Raw genomic sequence first — 17,238 nt, forward strand, 5'->3', positions numbered from 1 at the left:
CGACGCCACCGACCGGGGACGCAGTGCGGAGTCGTGACCGTCGAGGCGAACGGTCGCTGGTCGAACCCACGTGTCTCGACGTGGTCGCCGCCGGGAGGCATGCTCGGCCCATGGTGGTGCGCGACGGTGACCGGGATTCGACGCTCTCGGTGTCGGACGTCCTGGAGTTGCTCGACGCGGTCGTCGCGGAGTCCGACGCTCCGGACGTGCCGACGACCGTGGGTACGGGTCTGGCTGCCGACGAGGTCGCCGCAATCGAGGGCAGGGTCAGGGACGTGCGTGCCTCTTTGGCGCGCTGGCGCCGCCGGGGACAGGAGCTGTCGGCGCTGTTCTCGAGTGCGCACGAACTCGCCGAGCTGCGCGACACCGATGCGCTGCTGGATCGCCTGGTGGAGCGGGCCCACGACCTCCTGGGCACCGACGTGACGTACCTGTCCGAGTTTCATGAGGGCAACGACGAGCTGCGGGTCCGGTCGACATCGGGCGCGGTCGACTCGTCGTTCCGTGAACTGCGGGTACCGCCGGGGATGGGCCTGGCGAGCAGAGTCGTGCAGACCCGTAGTCCACAGTGGACCTCGACGTATCAGCAGAACGACGACATCCCGCACGAGCCGGGTATCGATGCGGCCGTCGCTGCGGAAGGACTCGTCGCGCTGCTGGGTGTCCCGATGATCGCGGGCGACCGTGTCCTCGGCGTGCTGTTCGCCGCCAACCGAAGCGGACACAGCTTCGCTCCCGATGAGGTGGCGTTGTTGAGCGCTTTCGCGAACCACGCCGCCGTCGTGCTGCAGACGACGTCGTTGCTGGAGCAGGCGCGGCTCGCGGCTCACGAAGCGGATCGGGCCCGGGCGGTCCTGGCCGAGAACGTGACGGCGATGGAGCGTGCCAGCGCCGTGCACGAGGACCTCACCGCGGTAGTGCTGAAAGGCGGCAGCGCCCAAGGTCTGGCGGACACGTTGAGCGACGCTCTCAACCGGGCCGTGACGATCCTCGACCGGGATCGCGTCCCGGTGGCGCAGGCGCCGGGGTCGGAGGCCGGTCTGCTCCACGGCGGGGACGTGCCGTCCACGCGCGTGCGACGTGCCGTCGAGGAGAGCAGGCCCTCGGGCCGGTGCGTGTTCGTCGAGGGGGCCCCGACGGAACCGGAAGTGGTGGTCGCCGTGGTGGCGGGCGACGTTTTTCTGGGCGCGGTGCTCGTCGGGCACGGCGAGCTGGAACTCGGGGCCGTCGAGCAGCGGACGATCGAGCGGACAGCCCAGATCGCGGCCCTCGTGGCGGTGCAGCAGGACGCGGTCGCGGAGGCAGAGGATCGCGTCAGGGGCGAGCTCGTTTCGGACATCCTGCGGGGTGACGGGATGCAGCGGCGCGATCTCGCTCGCCGTGCGCGCGCCCGGGACGTGTGGCTCGACGAGCTGTGCACGGTCGTCGTCGTGGCGGTGCCCGCAGAGGCCCGGCGGGCCGTCGCGGTGGCGGTGCGCCGTTCGGGTCCGGCCGCTCTCGTGGGCGAGCGCGACGGGGTGCTCGCCGTGTTGTCGCCGGGCTCGGAACCCAACGACGTCGCCCGTGAGGTGTGGGCCGTCGCCCGCCGAGCCGTGGAGTCTCCGGTACTGGCCGTGGCCGGGCCGCCGGCCCCTTCCCCGGCCGAGCTGGGCGCATCGTTCGAGACGGCGCGCCGGTGTGCGCAGTTGCTCCAGCACCGGGCCGTGCCGGAGGGCGCGGTCGACGCTCAGGCCTACGAGCCCTACCTGGCCGTGTTCGGGTCCGGTTCGCGGGACCTGTCGCGGTTCATCGACTCGGTCATCGGCCCGGTGCTGCGATGGGACGCCGAACGCGGTACCGAGCTGTTCGCGACCCTGGCCGCCTTCGCCGACTCCCATGCCAGCCCGACCCGCACGGCACGGGCGCTGCATGTCCACATCAACACCGTCACGCAGCGGCTCGAACGGATCACCGCCCTGCTGGGAGACGACTGGCGCGAACCCGAACCGTTGTTCCGGGTATCGCTGGCGGCCCGGATGCACGCGCTCGTAGGCGGTCGTGCGACCGGCGGTCCCGTCGACGCCGGCTGACCCCACGGCGCCTCGGCCCGTCGTGGGCGGGACTCCCGTACGCCGAACACATACTCGGCGAACGGGTGAAACACACGTCGTGGCGGCAACGAATATGGGTTGTTTACCCGTATGGGTGTCGCCTGTCACGTCCTAGTGTTCCTGGTCGACCGGTACCGGCAGCGCGGCCGACCTCGCCGTCCCGCCTTGCCGCCCGGAGGTGAACGGTCGTCGTGGATCCGCGGCGACGCAGTACGGCGTGGGAGGTTCGTGTGTCCGTGAACAGCAGGTTGTCCGGGTTCCGGGACGAGTCACCGACCGCTCGGCGGGGGTTGCTCGCCGGACAGGGCGGGCACGATCCGGACGCGTTCCGTGCGCTGGATCCGTCCGCAGGCCTCACCGTCGAGCAGGCCGACCACATGATCGAGAACGTCGTGGGCGTGTTCGGCGTGCCGCTCGGCGTGGCCACGAACTTCACGATCAACGACGAGGACGTCCTGATTCCCATGGCGACCGAGGAGCCGTCGGTGGTCGCAGCCGCCAGCAACGCGGCCCGGATCGCGCGGGCGAGCGGCGGGTTCCGCACCTCGAGTTCCCGGCCTGTCATGCAGGCCCAGATTCAGGTCGTGGATGTGGAGGACCCGGAAGGCGCGCGGCTGCGCCTGCTCGACGCCCGCCACGAACTGATGCAGGCGGCCGACGAGCAGGACCCGCAGTTGGTCGAACTCGGCGGCGGCGTCCGCGACATCTCCGTACGGGTCGTCGAGTCCAGGGCGGGGCGGTACGTCGTGCTGCACCTGATGGTCGACGTCCGGGACGCCATGGGCGCGAACGCCGTCAACTCCATGGCCGAGGCCCTCGCGGTGCGGGTCGGCGAGATCGCCCGCGGTCGTGTGTTGCTGCGGATCCTGACCAACAAGGCGGACACCCGGTTGGCACGTGCGAGCGCCGTGTTCGACGCCGAGGAACTGGGCGGGCCGGACGTCGCGGCAGACATCGTCCACGCGGGCGCGCTGGCCGAGGCCGATCCGTACCGAGCGGCGACCCACAACAAAGGCATCATGAACGGGATCACCGCCGTCGTGCTCGCCACGGGAAACGACACGCGTGCCGTGGAGTCGGGGGCGCATTCGCACGCCGTCGGTGCGGACGGCCGGTACACCGCCCTCTCGCACTTCGAGACCGACACCGGCGGCAATCTGGTGGGCACGCTGGAGCTGCCGATGCCGGTCGGGCTGGTCGGCGGCGCCACGAAGGTTCATCCCGCGGCCCGGGCCGCGGTGGGACTGCTCGGTGTCGCCACGGCACAGCAGCTGGCCGAGGTGATCACGGCGGCGGGCTTGGCGCAGAATCTCGCCGCGCTGCGCGCGCTGGCAACGGAGGGCATCCAGCGCGGTCACATGTCGTTGCACGCGCGCAACGTGGCGGTCTCCGCAGGAGCGACGTCGGACGAGCTTCCGCACGTCGTGTCCCGCCTCGTCGCCGACCGTGCCGTACGCGCAGACCACGCCGACAGAGTGCTCGCCGAACTCAGGGCCGGCGGGCGGTGAACCGTGTCGGGCGGCGGCACTCGCAGATCTCGGTCACGACACGGGAGTGAGCAATGAGTGGCAACGAAGAAGCGGCTTACAAGGAATCCACTTCGGACTCGGCAGGCGAGCGACGGCCGGCGTCCGGCGACGCCGAGGCCACGCCTTATCTCGTGTTGTGGGGCGACGCGGTGGCGCCGAAAGAGCTGGGCCGATCGTTGATCCTCGCCGTCCCGGTGGCGTTGGCGGCGTTTCTGCTGGCGCAGCAGGTCTTCTCCGGGACGGGCAATCAGAAGGTCGCGGACGGTTACGCGCTCCTGGTCGGACTCGCGGCATGTGTGGTGACGGGTGCGGTCTGCGCGAAGCTGTTCACACCGAAACGCGTGTTCGTCGAGAGTCACTCCGACGACGTGCGCCCCGACCTCGCCCCGGAGCTCTCCTCCCCTGAGGCCGTGTCGGGCCTGCCCGAACAGTACATCGCGGAGATGCGGGAGATCGGGCTGTACGGATCCGCGCCGTCGGCCGAGGGCCCGGCGCGGTCGGCTGACGGCCCGGTGGACAAGGGAGTTCGGCGATGATCGTTGACCTGCTCTGGGCCCTCGGGATGGGGCTGACGGGTGCCGTCGTGTTCGGCGCCATCGGCTTGGTGTCGGGTACCGACGAGACCGCGACGCTCGGGCCGTTGACCTTGATTGTCGTGTTGGCCGGCGTCCCTCCTGTCGGCGTGTTCACGTTCTTCATCGCCGCGGCCGTGTCGAAGCACATGACGCACGCGATTCCGACCACTCTGCTCGGGATCCCCGGTGACACCATGGCCGTCCCGCTCATGGAGGACGCGGACGGGATGCGGCGGCTCGGGGCGCCACACGTCGCGTTGCGCAAAGCCCTCGCGGGTGCGCTGCTGTCGGCGGTCGTGGCGGTGCCGGTGGCCGTGGGAATCGCGACCGCGTTGGCGCCGCTGTCCGAGACGGTGGAGGCGGTCGCACCGTGGCTGTTCGCGGGCGCCGCGATCTTCGTGGGGTACTTCTCGCCGGGCCGCTGGGCGAGCGTCGTGGGCATCATTCCCTTCACGCTGGCGGTCGCCGCGTTGCACGGGTTCACAGAGCAGCATCTCGGCGACTCGCTGAGCATCTCGTTCTTCCTCGGCATCGCGATCGGGCCGCTGCTGGCGGATCTGGTGAGGGCGACGTCCCGCAGCGGGCGTGCGGGGATGGAACGCAGTGGTGTCCGGGAGTTCCGGCTCGCGCCGGACCTGTCGGGCGGCAAGGGTTCCTTCCCGAATCCGCTACGGGTGCTCACCCGGCAGCAGATCGGCTACACGGCGGGTTCTGCGGTGGTCACGTCGTCCACCTTCGTTTTCAGCCCGGTGGCGACGACCGTCATCGTGGGTGAAGCGGTGGGGGCGCGGCTCAAGCACCCTTACCAGCGGCTCAGCTCGTTGATGGCGGTCAAGAACGGCACGACGGAGTCGACGTACCTGGCGGAGACGATCATTCCGCTGGTGGCGTTCGGCCTGCCGTTGAGTCCGGTCGCGGCCGGCCCGGCCGCCGCATTGTTCAACGCGCCGCCGGTCTACTCGGTGGATTCGGGGCAGAACCTGCATTCGATGCTCTCGTCGTGGCAGTTCCTGCTGTGCGGTCTGCTCGGTGTGCTCGTCGCGGCCGTCGTCGTCTACCCGGTCGCCATGAAGTACGCACGAGTGGCCAGCGCATGGGTGATCACACGCATCAGCCACGAGGCGCTCATCGCCGCGTTCGCCGGGTTGATCGTCGTCGTGTCGTGGTACGAGGGAGGCCTGCTCGGGCTGTTGACGTCGTTGACGGTGGGGCTGCTCGGTGGGTTGTGCAACCGGGCGTTCGGCATGAACGCAGGTGTGCAGTTCATGTGCTACTACACCGCGACGATGTTCGTCCCCATCCTGCTGGCGGCGTGAGCGACCGCTGCGCCGACCGCCACGAACGGCGCAGCGAGTGTTGAGCTCGGGGTTTCCTGGGGAAAACGACAGTAACGCGGCACCAGGATCGCTCCGTGCTGTCCAGCACGTGGACTGAACTCGGAAGTGGTGGGCCGCCCGGGGCTCGAACCCGGAACCCGAGGATTAAAAGTCCACTGCTCTGCCAATTGAGCTAACGGCCCTGCCGCGCGTCAGCTTAGCGGCCGCGTCCCGCGAGGCGGGAAGCGGTCCGGTGCTCGCATACGCTGCCCATGTGGCCTGGTATTGGGAAGTTCTGATCGGCATCGCCGTGGCCCTCGTGGTCGTGTGGGTGGCGCTCGTCGTCGTCCTGGTGGCGGTGCGGCCCCGCGGCGCGCTGCTGCGCGAAGCGTTGCGCCTGTTGCCGGACGTGCTGCGGCTCGTCCGCAGGCTCGCCGCCGACCGCGACATGCCTCGCGGCGTGCGTGTGCGGCTCTGGCTGTTGCTGGCCTACCTCGCGTTGCCGATCGACCTCGTGCCGGACTTCGTCCCCGTACTGGGTTACGCCGACGACGCCATCGTCGTCACCGCCGTGCTGCGCTCCGTCGTGAGACGCGCCGGGCTCGACGCCGCACGTCGCCACTGGCCCGGCAGCGACGACGGGTTCGCCACGCTCCAGCGCGTCACCGGCATCACGCCGGACGCGGGGCGTACATGATCACGGCCACGCCCACCAGGCACAACGCCGCTCCGATGTAGTCCCAGCGGTCCGGCTGGAACTTGTCGACGACCATGCCCCACGCCAGCGAACCCGCCACGAACACACCACCGTAGGCAGCGAGGATCCGTCCGAAGTTCGCATCCGGCTGCAGCGTCGCCACGAAGCCGTACGCGCCCAGCGCGATCACGCCCGCCGCCACCCACAGCAGCCCACGGTGTTCGCGCACGCCCTGCCACACCAGCCACGCCCCGCCGATCTCCGCCAGCGCGGCCAACCCGAACAACAGCACCGAACGCACGATCGTCATGACAAAGCACGGTACGGCCGCGAACCGGGCCGAGCGCGACGGCAGGCCGGACGACGCAACAGGTGCGAACCCGGGCCCCGGAGTCCGCAACACGGGCCCCGGAGTCCGCAACACGGGCCCCGTAGTCCGCAACACGGGCCCCGGAACCAGCAACACGGCGCCCTGAATGCGCAACACGCGGGGGCGGGCAGGTCGGCGTACCGGTCGATCGACTGATGCCGCACCGGGTGTGGCGTTCGTAGCGTCCATGGTCATCGAGATGCACCGATCGACACGAGAGGAACCCTCATGACCAGCGCCAACGCCACCACCGCCAACGCCACCACCGCCGCCGTCGCGGACGCCGCCGACGCCACGACTGCGACCGCCGAGGGCCATGCCGCCACGGAAGCCGGACGGGACGGCACCGGAGCCGGAGGAGACGCACCCTTGCGGCTCGTCGTGATCATCGGCAGCACGCGCAGCGGCCGGTTCGCACCGGTGGCCGCCGCGTGGTTCGCCGACGAGGTGCGCAAGCACCACGGCTTCGACGTCGACGTCGTCGACCTGCAGGGCATGGACCTGCCGGACTCCCTCGAGGGCACGGCCGACACCGAGGCACTCGGGCTGCGGCTCGCCGCCGCCGACGCGTTCGTCGTCGTCACCCCGGAGTACAACCACAGCTACCCCGCACCCCTCAAGGCCGCCATCGACCACTTCCACGGGGAGTGGCTGGCCAAGCCGGTCGGCTTCGTCACCTACGGCGGAATGAGCGGTGGGCTGCGGGCCGTCGAGCACCTGCGCGGGGTGTTCGCCGAGCTGCACGCCGTGACGGTCCGCGACACCATCAGCTTCTACAACTATCCGCACCAGTTCGGCGACGACGGCGTTCCCAACGACGCCGTGTCGGCGGGCGAGGCGGCCAAGGGCATGCTCGGCCAGCTGTTGTGGTGGGGCAGGGCGCTCCGCGACGCCCGCGCCGTGCACCCGTACGGAGGCTGAGTCCCCGAGGATCGTTCTCCCTTGAAGAAGGCGCTGCGGAGGAGGCGCTGCGGAGGATCGCTTGACCTCGACCTCACTCGAAGTTGCAGGCTCATGGCCATGCACTCCGCAGTGATCCACGGTCGAGGCGACGAACTCGCCCGCATCGGCACGCTCGTCGACGAGGTGCGTGCGGGGGCGGGGCAGGCGCTGGTGTTGCGCGGCGAGGCGGGGATCGGCAAGTCGACACTGCTCGCCACCGCCACCACCAACGCCGGAGACACCGCCACCCCCGGAGACACATCCGACCTGCTGGTTCTACGTGGTGCGGGTGTCGAGGCCGAGTCGGCGATCCCGTTCGCAGGGCTGCACCTCCTGCTGCACCCGGTCGCCGGACACGTCGACGAACTGGCCGAACCGCACGCCGGAACGCTGCGCCGGGTCCTGTCGGGCGACGGGTCCGTCGATCGGTTCGCGGCGGGCGTGGCCCTGTTGGAGTTGCTGGGGACGTTCGCGCGGAGCGGACCCGTGCTGGTGCTGGCCGACGACGTCCACTGGTTCGACGCGCCCTCGGCCGACGCGTTGTCGTTCGCCGCGCGCAGGCTGTCGGGAACTCGGGTCGGGGTGCTGCTGGCGGTCCGCGAACCACACGCGCCCGCCACGCCCACACCGGGGCTGCCCGAACTGCGGTTGTCCGGGGTGGACGACGACGCGGCCCGGCGGATTCTCGCCGCGACGGAACTGCCACGGCACCGGTGGGACCGGGTCGTCGCCGACGCCTGCGGGAACCCGTTGGCGCTGCTGGAACTCGGCTCCTCGGATCGGGACAGTCGCGGGGACCCGTTCGCCGATGTGGTCGCGGAACTGCCGCCCGCCACGCGGACGGTGCTGCTGGTCGCGGCCGCCGACGGCACGTGCGACATCGGTACGATCCTCGCCGCCGCAGGCACCCTCGGCGCGTCGATCGACGACCTCCGCGTGGCCGAGGACGCAGAGCTCGTGATGTTCACCGAGGGCTGCTTCGGGTTCCGGCACCCACTCGTCGGCACGTCCGTGTACCGCGCGGCCACACTGGCCCGTCGGCTGGAGGCCCACCGTGCGCTGGCCGAGGTGCTCAGCGAGGACGGCGACGCCGACCGCAGGGCCCGCCACCTCGCAGCCGCTACGACCACGGCCGACGAGTCGGTCGCCGCGGCACTCGAGACCGGCATCGAGCTCGCGCGGGTCCGCGGTGGGATGGCCGCGGTCGCCGACGACTACGAACGGGCCGCCCACCTCAGCCCGAGACCGAGGGACGAGGGTTTCCGCCTGACGTCGGCCGCCCGTGCCGCTGCCGATGCCGGACAACCCGAGCGGGCGCGTGACCTGGCGGAACAGGCGGCGGGGCTGCTGCCGGAGCCAGTGGACGCGACGTGGGCGGCGATCGTCCGCGCCACGCTCGCGGAGGACGACGAACGGACCGCCGAGGCGCATCACCTGCTGGTGACGACCGCCCGACGGATCGCGGCGGAGACCCCGGAGTCGGCGGGCAAGCTGCTGTTCCTGGCGGTCGGCGCCGCGTGGCGGGGCGACGACCCGGCCCGCGCCGTCGAAGCCGCGGCCGTCGCCGACGAGCTGGCGCTGCCCGGAGCCGCGCGCGTACGCGCGTTGGCGACCGCCGCGAGCGCCGATGTCGCCGACGCCGTCGCTGCGGTGCGAGACCTCGTCGCCGCAGGCTGTGCGGAGCTGACGGAGTGCACCGACGTCGCGTTGACGCTGCGCTCCGAGGTGCAGCGCTCGTGGTGGTCGCTGCTGTCCGGCGACCCCGACAGCGCCTACGCGAGGGCGACCGACACCGTGCGTGAGGCCAGGCGGCAGGCCGCCACCGGGGCGCTGCCCGCGGCGCTGGAGGCGCTCGCGCAGGCGGAGCTGCACCTCGGCGAGCTCGACGCCGCGGCGCGGACGGCCGCGGCAGGGCTGGACGTGGCGACCCGCATCGGGCAGCGACGCGGCGTCGCGACGCTGTCGGGGGTGCAGGCCCTCGTGGCCGCCGTGCGGGGTGATGCCGAGGCCACGGCGTCGTACGCCGCCGAGGCGGACCCGGCCTCCGCTGCGCACGCGCTCGCCCTACTCGACCTCGGCGACGGCCGCACCGAGGCTGCGGTCGACCGGCTGGCGGCCGCGCACCGGCCGGGCCTCGCCGGACTGTCGGCCGTGCCGGACCTCGTCGAGGCGGCCTCCCGGACGGACCGCGCCGAGAATCACGAGTTCGCCGCACAAGCGCTTGCGGACTACGTGACCTGGGCAGAGGCCGTCGAACAGCCGCAGGTGCGCGCCGTCGCACTGCGCAGCCGTGGCCTGCTTGGCGAGCCGGACCTGCTGCGACCCGCACTCGGGATGGCCGACCGGGCGGGCCCGTGGCAGCAGGCTCGCACCGAGCTCGCCCACGGCGAATGGCTGCGCCGCGAACGCAACCCCGTCCAGGCCCGGCCCCACCTGCGTGCCGCGCTGACGGCGTTCGACCGGCTCGGCGCGCGCCCCTGGGCAGACCGCGCGCGCACCGAGCTACGCGCCGCGGGTGAGGGTCGCGCGCGCCGCCCCAGCCGCGAGAACACCACCGTCGACACCGGCGGGCTCACGCCCCAGGAACTGCGCATCGCCGCGCTGGCCGCCGACGGCCTCAGCAACCGCGACATCGGCAACCGGCTGTACCTGAGTCCGCGCACGGTCGGCTACCACCTGTACAAGGCGTATCCGAAGCTCGGCGTCTCCGGCAGGGGCGAACTCGCGAAACTGGAGCTGATGGCCTGAGCCGTCGCTCGTCGTGCCACACTGCACGCCGTGGAGTACCAACTGTCGGCAGAGCTCACCGCCCCGGAAGACGGCCCTGACCTGGACCCGCTCCAGCAGGTCGGCGTGGTGGCGCTGCTCGACACGCGGCTGTCCCGCCTGGCGGGGATCGAGGGGCCGGACGGTGTCGAGATCACGCCCGTCGAACACGCCGTGCACGCGCACCTCGGTGGGGCGAACGTCAGCTGGCTGCTCGACGCGCCCGCACTCGTGTTCGCCGAGGACGCCACGCGTGCCGTGCTGGAGCAGCTCCTGGAGGAGACCGAGCTGCTCCGCGGCTGGCAGGTCAAGCACTGCGCCGTCACCGCCACCGACGACCAGCTCGAGACGGCCCTCGCCGCGTCGACCGAACCGGACGCCGACGCCGTCATCGAGATCGACCCGGCCAACCAGCTGGAACTCAGCGAACGCAGGCAGCGGCTGCTCGACGCGTCCGAGTACCTGCGCGCGTTCGGTCTCGACGCGTTCGGATTCACCGAGGGCGGCGATGTCACCGAACACGAGGCCCGCTACGTCGCGGGTGCCGTGATGCACGGCGTCGAAATGGTCACCGACGAGCTGTTCGGTGACATCCAGCTGCTCGAGGACGAGGACGGCACCGCGGTCGACGTCGAGGCGCTCTGGGTGATGGACGAACTGCCCCAGCAGTACGCCGACCAGTACACCGCGCTGTTCGCCAAGCAGCTGCTCGTCACGACCGCGATCCTCGGCTACCGGCTGACGCAGGAGGAGTGGACGGCGCCGCTGTGCCTGGCCGAGGCGCTGGCGCTGCACGTCGTCAAGTCGCGGGCCGAGCTGGAGCTCGACCTCGCCGACGCCATGCCGGAGGAGCGTGCCGCCGAGATCTTCGGCCACTTCGACGACCACGCGTTCGCCGACGGTGCCCACGAGGAGCTTTACGACGTCTCCGACCTCGACGCCTTCGACACCGACGTCATCACGTGGTTCCGCCCCGACCCGCGGTACAACGACACCGCCGGTCTCCACCCCTACCTCACCGACGAGGACTGAGCGTCCCGTTCGCCCCGGGCTCACAGCTTCGTCGGGATGAGGAACCACAGGGTCGAGAACAGGCCGCCGATCAGGACCACGGCCACGGCCATCAGGACCGGGCCGTAGACCACCTTGGCGATCAGCCCGACAGTGAGCGTCACCGCGATCGCCAGGCACACCAGCCCCGCGATGACCAGCCTGTTGCCGACGCGCAGGATGGTCTGCCTCCTCCCCGTGCGGAACAGCATGCGGTGCCAGGCCGCGGGTGCGGTGAGCAGCGCCGTCGCCGCCGCGGCGAACAGCACCGTCACCAGGTGCAGGATCTTCTCGAACCCGCTCGCCTCGCGGAACTGCGCCGTGAACGCCACCGCCAGCAGGAAGCCGAACAGGATCTGCACTCCGGCCTGCGCGACGCGAAGCTCGCCCAGCAGCTCGTTGACGTTCCTCGTCAGCCGCTGATGGTGCGCCTCCGCGTGGGTGTCGTGCGTGGTCGGGTGCGCGGCGGGACCACTCGGTGCCGCCTCCGCACCGGGTGTCGTCGTGCTGTCACCGTGCGGTGGGCCCGTGGCGGGTGCTCCGCCTGAGGTCTGTTCCGGTCCGGTGCCGTTCCCGGTGTCGTGCGTCGCGCCCTCGGTCTGCGCGGCGTCGGACCCGCTGCCGCGCGATTCCGCTTCCGAGCCGCTGCCCATGTCGGTTCCCTTACTCCCGGCCACGTGCCGACGCGGGTTCGGGCGGGACGACCACGGGACGCCGTTTCGCGGTGCGTTCGTGCCAGCCGAGGGCCGTCACCGCGACGATCACGACCACGAGACCCGCCCACTGCGTCACGGTCATCGTCGCGCCCAAAAAGGACACTCCGATGACGACCGCCGTCGCCGGGTAGGCGAGTTCGGCCAGTGTCGCGCGCGCCGCCGGCGTTGCGCGCAGGCCCGTGTAGTAGAGGCTCAGCGCGAACAGCCCCGGGATCAGCGCGAGCAGTCCCAGTCCCACGGCGTTGTCCCAGCTCACCGTGTACGGGTTCCCCTGAGCGGTCACGATAATCGCGGCGACCGGAAGTCCCACGGTGAAGCGCAGAGTGGTCACGTCACGTGACGGCAGGCTGGTCGACACCAGGCGGCCGAGCACGGTGCCCGCTGCCCACAGTGCCGCGGCGCCGACCGCGAGCAACGCCGCGCGCAGTGCGCCGAACTCGATGTCCAGCGGGTCGGCGAACGCCAGCAGCCACGCCCCCGCGATGGCCGGGACGGCGAAGAGCACGTAACCGCTCCGCAGTCGTTCGCCCAGTACGACCCATGCCGCCAGCACCGCGAACAGCGGTTGCATTTTCTGCAACACGAGCGGCGTGATCGCATCACCTGTCTGGAACGCCGCCGTGAACAGGGCCGTGGCCAGCGCGGAAGAGCCGCCGCCGATGATCAGCACAGCCAGCCACACCCGCGGACCGCAGCGCGCCAGTGCCCGTACCGCGCGCGGCACGAACGGCGCCAGCACCGCCACGATGATCAGGTGCTCCCAGAACACGACCGTTCCCGACGGCAGGTCCTCCGCTAGCGGCAGCCGGAGCAGTCCGTCGGTGCCCCACAGGGCAGCCGCCACCGCGACGAGCCAGGTCCGGTCCCGGGGCGCGCCCGCATCAGCCACTCCGGCGGCGCCCGTTCCCGTGGGAGTCGCGGAAGACGGTCCTGCGTCGGAGGGAGTTGCGTCCGGTGAAGTCACGCGTGTCAGGTTACGACCGGTCGTCGATAACAGAGGTGGTCGTGTCACGCAGTGAGATCGCTCGACCGTGTCAACCGGCTTGTGGTCGATCACCTGGTGGCGTTAAGGACGACGCATGAAACGACTCCCCGTTGCCCTTGCCCTGACGTCCGCCGTCGCCCTCGCGAGTGCCGGCACGGCCACCGGCGCCACCACGGCAGCGGACTCGGCGGCCGCCGAGTCCGCCCAGTCCCGCGGAGGGGTGGCGTTCGCGCACGGCACGTTCGCCCCGTACGTCGACGGTGCCACCGCGGCGACGTACGACCTCGAGGGCGTGCCCGCGGGTGCGCGCGCCTCGGTGCTGTCGGTGTCGAGTGATCCGGTCGGCACCGTCACGAAGTTCACCGTCTCCGGCTTGCAGCCGAATCGGCACTACGGCGCGCACGTTCACGAGAACCCGTGCGGCCCGACCGGTGACGACGCCGGACCGCACTTCCAGCACGTGCAGGACCCGAACCCACCGTCGACCGACCCCGAGTACGCCAACCCGGACAACGAGGTCTGGCTCGACTTCACCACCACCGCCCACGGTTCGGGATTCGCGGCGTCGCATGTGGACTGGGCCTACGGCGACCGCAGGCCGGGCTCGGTGGTGATCCACGAGCACCACACCTCGACCGAACCCGGAGAGGCGGGCGAGGCGGGTTCGCGCCTGGCCTGCATCAACGTCGACTTCTGATCCGCCATCCGCCATCCGCCGCGACGCGGCCCGGGGCCCGTGATGCGGCCCCGGGCCCGTGCGGTGTCGGTGAGCGTGTATTCGACCTTCGGCGGCACGGTCGGGTACGCGGTGCGCACGAGCAGGCCGTCGCGTTCGCATGGCGCCAACGTCGTGCCGCGCAGCCGTTGCTGCCACCGCGGCGTTCGTGACGGTCGCGGTGGCGCTGCGTACCCGACGTGCGGTTCGCCGGTGAACCGTGTTGCGGGTTCCGGGGCCCGTGTCGTGGATTCACGTGACGGTGTCGTGCCCGCCGTCCTCGGGGACGCCGACGACCGCGTCCAGCGACAGGTGTTCGGCGAGCAGGTGTTTGAGTTCGCCGCCCTCGATGAGCTGGATCCGGCCGTTCCGGCGTGCGAACGCGCGGGCGGAGGGGCCGAACCAGGACGTCGTGACGAGCACGCCGCGGCTTGCCCGCCTGTCCTCCACGACGCCCGCCAGTGAACGGACCGCCTCGGCGGGCACCGCCGAACGGTAGCGTTTCGCCTGCACGACGCAGAGTCCGCCGACGATCGGATCCTCGTTGACGGCGACCGCGTCGACACCGCCGTCGTGCGAGGCCTGCGTCGTCCAGGCGCCCATCCCCGTCGCCTCGAACAGTTGCCGTACGAGATGTTCGAACTCGGTCGGCGACATGTGCACCAGTACGGGCCTCGCGTCGAGGTCTGCGGCCGCGTCGCGGGCCGTCGCGACGCGGTAACCGGACAGGTCGGGCTCTGCGATCGGACGGACGGCTTCGAGGTCCCACGGGTGGGATGACACGCGGGCGTCCAGATGGCGCAGGCATTCGGTCGGGTCGAGGCGGTCGAGCACCAGGTCGGAGAACTGAGCGCGGGTGGCGGACACGCTGACGAGACAGGGTGTCCGTGTCCGCCCGGTCGCCTTGTCGCGGGTGCGGGCGTGGCCGCTCGCGACGACCTCGTCGACCACGGTGCGCGGATGCGCTTCGAACACGTCCCGCATCGTGCGGAGCACGAGCCGTGCCACGAGCGCCGCGTAGCGGGCCCGGACCTGTTCAGTGGACGACCTCTCCGCCGCGATCTCGTCACGTGCGGGCGTGTACCGGTATTCCGTGACGTCCGGAATCACGTGGATGTCGGGCAGCATGCGCGTGACGAACAGTTTCCGGCGCTCGGCGTCGTAGGCGATTTCGACGGCTCCGGTCAGGTGCGCGGGAACGGGCTGTGCGGTGAGCGCGCGGGTGAAGTAGTCGGCCACCGAGCCGGGATCGAGCGCGCGGACGCGGTGTTCCAGTTCGTCGACGGCGATGTTGTGCTGGGCGATACCGCGCTCACGTTCGTGTTCGGCGGCGTCGTGCGCTGCGCGAGCGGCGGCCAGCCGTCTCTTACGGTGCTGCCGCGCGACCTGTCGTTCCGCCGTGTCGGCCTCGAACCGGGCGCGGGCCCGCCGCAGTGCTCGGCGTCGGCCGTCGGGAAACAATCGATCCAGTGTGGACGGAGGTGGCCGGTAGTCGGCCCACTCGGGCATCGCAGCATGCGCGGTGAGCTGTGGCTCCGGGGTGAATTCGCGGCGCTGGTAGGACCTGCGGAGTCGGGAGAAATCGAACGGCGGCTGGTTGAGGGCGTCGACGAGGACGGTCTCGAGTGTGTGGACCCGCGCGGTGACGGCCTCGGTCAGCGCTGCGGCCTCGGAACGCCTGCGCTCCAGGTGGTAATCCCACGCTTCACGGTCGGCCTGCCGCGGAATGGCCGGTGCGTGAACGTCGTCGGCCGTCCGTCGTCGGGCCTCGGACTCCGGGACGGAGTCCGAGAAGGATTCGCTGCGGCGCTCCATCATTTTCCCCGCGTCGTCGCTTACCGCGTATTTCCCGGTGTGCCGTCTTCCCGGTATTCGGATCCCCGGGCGTGCCGGGTGCTCACAGTGCGGAACCGCAGAATATAATTTAGGCGTCGCGGTCGACGGGGGATAGCTCCGTTCGGTGATTGCTGGTATCACCGAACGAATTCGGAGAGAGTCGGCCGGGTAATGTGCGAATGTCCACGGAACGGCGACCGTCGCCTCGGGGAATGCGCGGACAATGAATTGTGAACACCGACAGTGGGGTGCGTGAGCGCTCCGGCGGCTCCGTGGGCCTCGTTGTATGAACGGAGCCATGTGACGACGTCGAGTGTCTCCTCGGTTCGCCAGAACGACCGCGCGTCGGCGGGTCGGCGTGCGGGTGGCGTGCGGGGTGGCGATGATCGTCGTCGGCGGCGACTAACCTGGAGACATGACCGCCACCTTGACGACGCCTGCGCTGCAGGTCGGCCCTTATCGGGTCGACCCTCCCGTCGTGCTCGCTCCGATGGCGGGCATCACCAACGTCGCGTTCCGCCAGCTGTGCCAGGAGTACGGCGCGGGGCTGTACGTGTGCGAGATGATCACCGCCCGCGCCGTCGTCGAGCGCCATCCGGGCACGATGCACATGATGACCTTCGCCGCGGGCGAGTACCCGCGGTCGATGCAGCTCTACGGCGTCGATCCGGCGACGATGCGGGAGGCCGTGAAGATCATCATCGGGGAGGGTCTGGCCGACCACATCGACCAGAACTACGGCTGCCCCGTGGCCAAGGTGACCCGCAAAGGCGGCGGCTCCGCCCTGCCGTACAAGCGCACGCTGTTCGGCAACATCGTGCGCGCGTCTGTCGAGGCCGCCGAGCCTGCGGGCGTGCCCGTGACTGTCAAGTTCCGCGTCGGCATCGACGACGACCACCACACCTACCTCGACGCGGGCCGGATCGCCGAGGCCGAGGGTGCCGCCGCGGTGTCGCTGCACGCCCGCACCGCCGCGCAGCGCTACTCCGGCAAGGCCGATTGGTCGCACATCGCACGCCTCAAGGAAGCCGTCACGGGCATCCCGGTGCTCGGCAACGGCGACATCTTCACCGCCGACGACGCCCTACGCATGGTCGACGAGACCGGCTGCGACGGCGTCGTCGTCGGTCGCGGGTGCCTCGGCAGGCCGTGGTTGTTCGGCGAGCTGGAGGCCGCGTTCCAGGGCAGGCCGAGGCCGGAGGCGCCGAACCTGGGTGAGGTCGCGCAGGTGCTGCGCAGGCACACCGAGCTGCTCATCGAGCACGACGGCCACGACAAGGCCATGCGCGACATCCGCAAGCACATGGCCTGGTACTTCATGGGCTTCCCCGTGGGCTCGGAGCTGCGGCGGTCGTTCGCGACCGTGTCATCGCTCGAGCAGCTCGACGACCTCATCGGAAAGCTGTCCCACGACGCGCCGTTCCCCGCGGACGCCCTCGGCCCGAGGGGTAGGCAGGGCTCGCCCGGCAAGGTCACGCTGCCGCACGGCTGGCTCGACGACCCCGACGACCCGTGCGTGCCCGAAGGCGCCGACATGATGCATTCCGGGGGCTGAGCAGAACGCTCCCGGGGCGGCACCGGTGAGGGAGGATCCGTGCCTCCTCCTGTCGGCCCGACCACCGCCGCTCACAGGCACTCCGGCGCATGGCTG

Annotated in this window: 13 protein-coding genes, 1 tRNA gene and 2 pseudogenes; 10 read left to right on the forward strand and 6 right to left on the reverse strand. The window is 70.9% G+C overall.

Annotated features, from left to right (window positions below; translation table 11 throughout):
• Window positions 1-110: 110 nt before the first annotated feature.
• The 4 genes from FHS23_RS04685 to FHS23_RS04700 all read left to right on the forward strand — a co-directional run bounded on the left by FHS23_RS04685 (window position 111) and on the right by FHS23_RS04700 (window position 5,510).
• Window positions 111-2,069, forward strand: a complete 1,959-nt coding sequence (locus tag FHS23_RS04685; RefSeq protein ID WP_183648293.1) for a helix-turn-helix domain-containing protein — start codon at window positions 111-113, stop codon at window positions 2,067-2,069.
• A 251-nt stretch (window positions 2,070-2,320) separates the two neighbouring features.
• Window positions 2,321-3,598, forward strand: coding sequence for a hydroxymethylglutaryl-CoA reductase, degradative (locus FHS23_RS04690; RefSeq protein ID WP_183648297.1), 1,278 nt, complete (start codon window positions 2,321-2,323; stop codon window positions 3,596-3,598).
• Between the two features lie 53 nt (window positions 3,599-3,651).
• The gene (locus FHS23_RS04695; RefSeq protein ID WP_183648301.1) at window positions 3,652-4,155 is read left to right on the forward strand and encodes a hypothetical protein; all 504 of its coding nucleotides are present in this window, start codon (window positions 3,652-3,654) and stop codon (window positions 4,153-4,155) included.
• A complete protein-coding gene (locus tag FHS23_RS04700; RefSeq protein WP_183648304.1) occupies window positions 4,152-5,510 on the forward strand; it encodes a tripartite tricarboxylate transporter permease in 1,359 nt (452 codons plus the stop codon). Before FHS23_RS04695 ends, FHS23_RS04700 begins: the two co-directional genes overlap by 4 nt.
• Before the next feature lie 127 nt (window positions 5,511-5,637).
• On the opposite strand, the gene FHS23_RS04705 is transcribed toward FHS23_RS04700, so the two are convergent.
• Window positions 5,638-5,713 (reverse strand) — tRNA-Lys (locus FHS23_RS04705).
• A gap of 71 nt (window positions 5,714-5,784) precedes the next feature.
• Here FHS23_RS04705 and FHS23_RS04710 point away from each other — a divergent pair.
• Window positions 5,785-6,207 carry a DUF1232 domain-containing protein gene (locus FHS23_RS04710; RefSeq protein ID WP_183648307.1) on the forward strand — a complete coding sequence of 141 codons (423 nt, stop codon included), beginning with the start codon at window positions 5,785-5,787 and terminating at the stop codon, window positions 6,205-6,207.
• On the opposite strand, the gene FHS23_RS04715 is transcribed toward FHS23_RS04710, so the two are convergent.
• Window positions 6,182-6,517, reverse strand: coding sequence for a YnfA family protein (locus tag FHS23_RS04715; protein ID WP_183648310.1), 336 nt, complete (start codon window positions 6,515-6,517; stop codon window positions 6,182-6,184). The two genes, FHS23_RS04710 and FHS23_RS04715, sit on opposite strands and share 26 nt — an antisense overlap.
• Window positions 6,518-6,805: 288 nt before the next feature.
• Here FHS23_RS04715 and FHS23_RS04720 point away from each other — a divergent pair, with 288 nt between their 5' ends.
• The 3 genes from FHS23_RS04720 to FHS23_RS04730 all read left to right on the forward strand — a co-directional run bounded on the left by FHS23_RS04720 (window position 6,806) and on the right by FHS23_RS04730 (window position 11,317).
• A complete protein-coding gene (locus tag FHS23_RS04720) occupies window positions 6,806-7,498 on the forward strand; it encodes an NADPH-dependent FMN reductase (RefSeq protein ID WP_183648313.1) in 693 nt (230 codons plus the stop codon).
• Window positions 7,499-7,597: 99 nt separating this feature from the next.
• Entirely contained in the window at window positions 7,598-10,267 is a 2,670-nt protein-coding gene (locus FHS23_RS04725; protein ID WP_246381324.1) for a helix-turn-helix transcriptional regulator, read from the forward strand.
• Window positions 10,268-10,297: 30 nt separating this feature from the next.
• On the forward strand, window positions 10,298-11,317 hold the full coding sequence (locus FHS23_RS04730; protein WP_183648317.1) for a hypothetical protein: 1,020 nt from the start codon (window positions 10,298-10,300) through the stop codon (window positions 11,315-11,317).
• 20 nt (window positions 11,318-11,337) lie between these two features.
• Here the strand turns inward: FHS23_RS04730 and FHS23_RS23075 are convergent.
• Window positions 11,338-11,769: pseudogene (locus FHS23_RS23075) on the reverse strand (DUF6328 family protein); the annotation flags it as partial.
• 229 nt (window positions 11,770-11,998) lie between these two features.
• Window positions 11,999-12,940, reverse strand: a complete 942-nt coding sequence (locus tag FHS23_RS04740; RefSeq protein WP_183650876.1) for an EamA family transporter — start codon at window positions 12,938-12,940, stop codon at window positions 11,999-12,001.
• Between the two features lie 190 nt (window positions 12,941-13,130).
• Between FHS23_RS04740 and FHS23_RS04745 the strand changes: the two genes are divergently transcribed.
• The gene (locus tag FHS23_RS04745) at window positions 13,131-13,733 is read left to right on the forward strand and encodes a superoxide dismutase family protein (RefSeq protein WP_183648318.1); all 603 of its coding nucleotides are present in this window, start codon (window positions 13,131-13,133) and stop codon (window positions 13,731-13,733) included.
• Between the two features lie 56 nt (window positions 13,734-13,789).
• On the opposite strand, the pseudogene FHS23_RS23080 reads toward FHS23_RS04745, so the two are convergent.
• A pseudogene (locus tag FHS23_RS23080) lies at window positions 13,790-13,900 on the reverse strand (winged helix-turn-helix transcriptional regulator); the annotation flags it as partial.
• Window positions 13,901-14,003: 103 nt separating this feature from the next.
• On the reverse strand, window positions 14,004-15,566 hold the full coding sequence (locus tag FHS23_RS04755) for a restriction endonuclease (RefSeq protein ID WP_246381326.1): 1,563 nt from the start codon (window positions 15,564-15,566) through the stop codon (window positions 14,004-14,006).
• 436 nt (window positions 15,567-16,002) lie between these two features.
• Here FHS23_RS04755 and dusB point away from each other — a divergent pair, with 436 nt between their 5' ends.
• Window positions 16,003-17,142 carry a tRNA dihydrouridine synthase DusB gene (dusB, locus tag FHS23_RS04760; RefSeq protein ID WP_183648319.1) on the forward strand — a complete coding sequence of 380 codons (1,140 nt, stop codon included), beginning with the start codon at window positions 16,003-16,005 and terminating at the stop codon, window positions 17,140-17,142.
• Window positions 17,143-17,238: the final 96 nt, after the last annotated feature.

Origin of the sequence: Prauserella isguenensis, assembly GCF_014191605.1 — a bacterium.
In the GTDB taxonomy this organism is placed as follows: domain Bacteria; phylum Actinomycetota; class Actinomycetes; order Mycobacteriales; family Pseudonocardiaceae; genus Prauserella; species Prauserella isguenensis.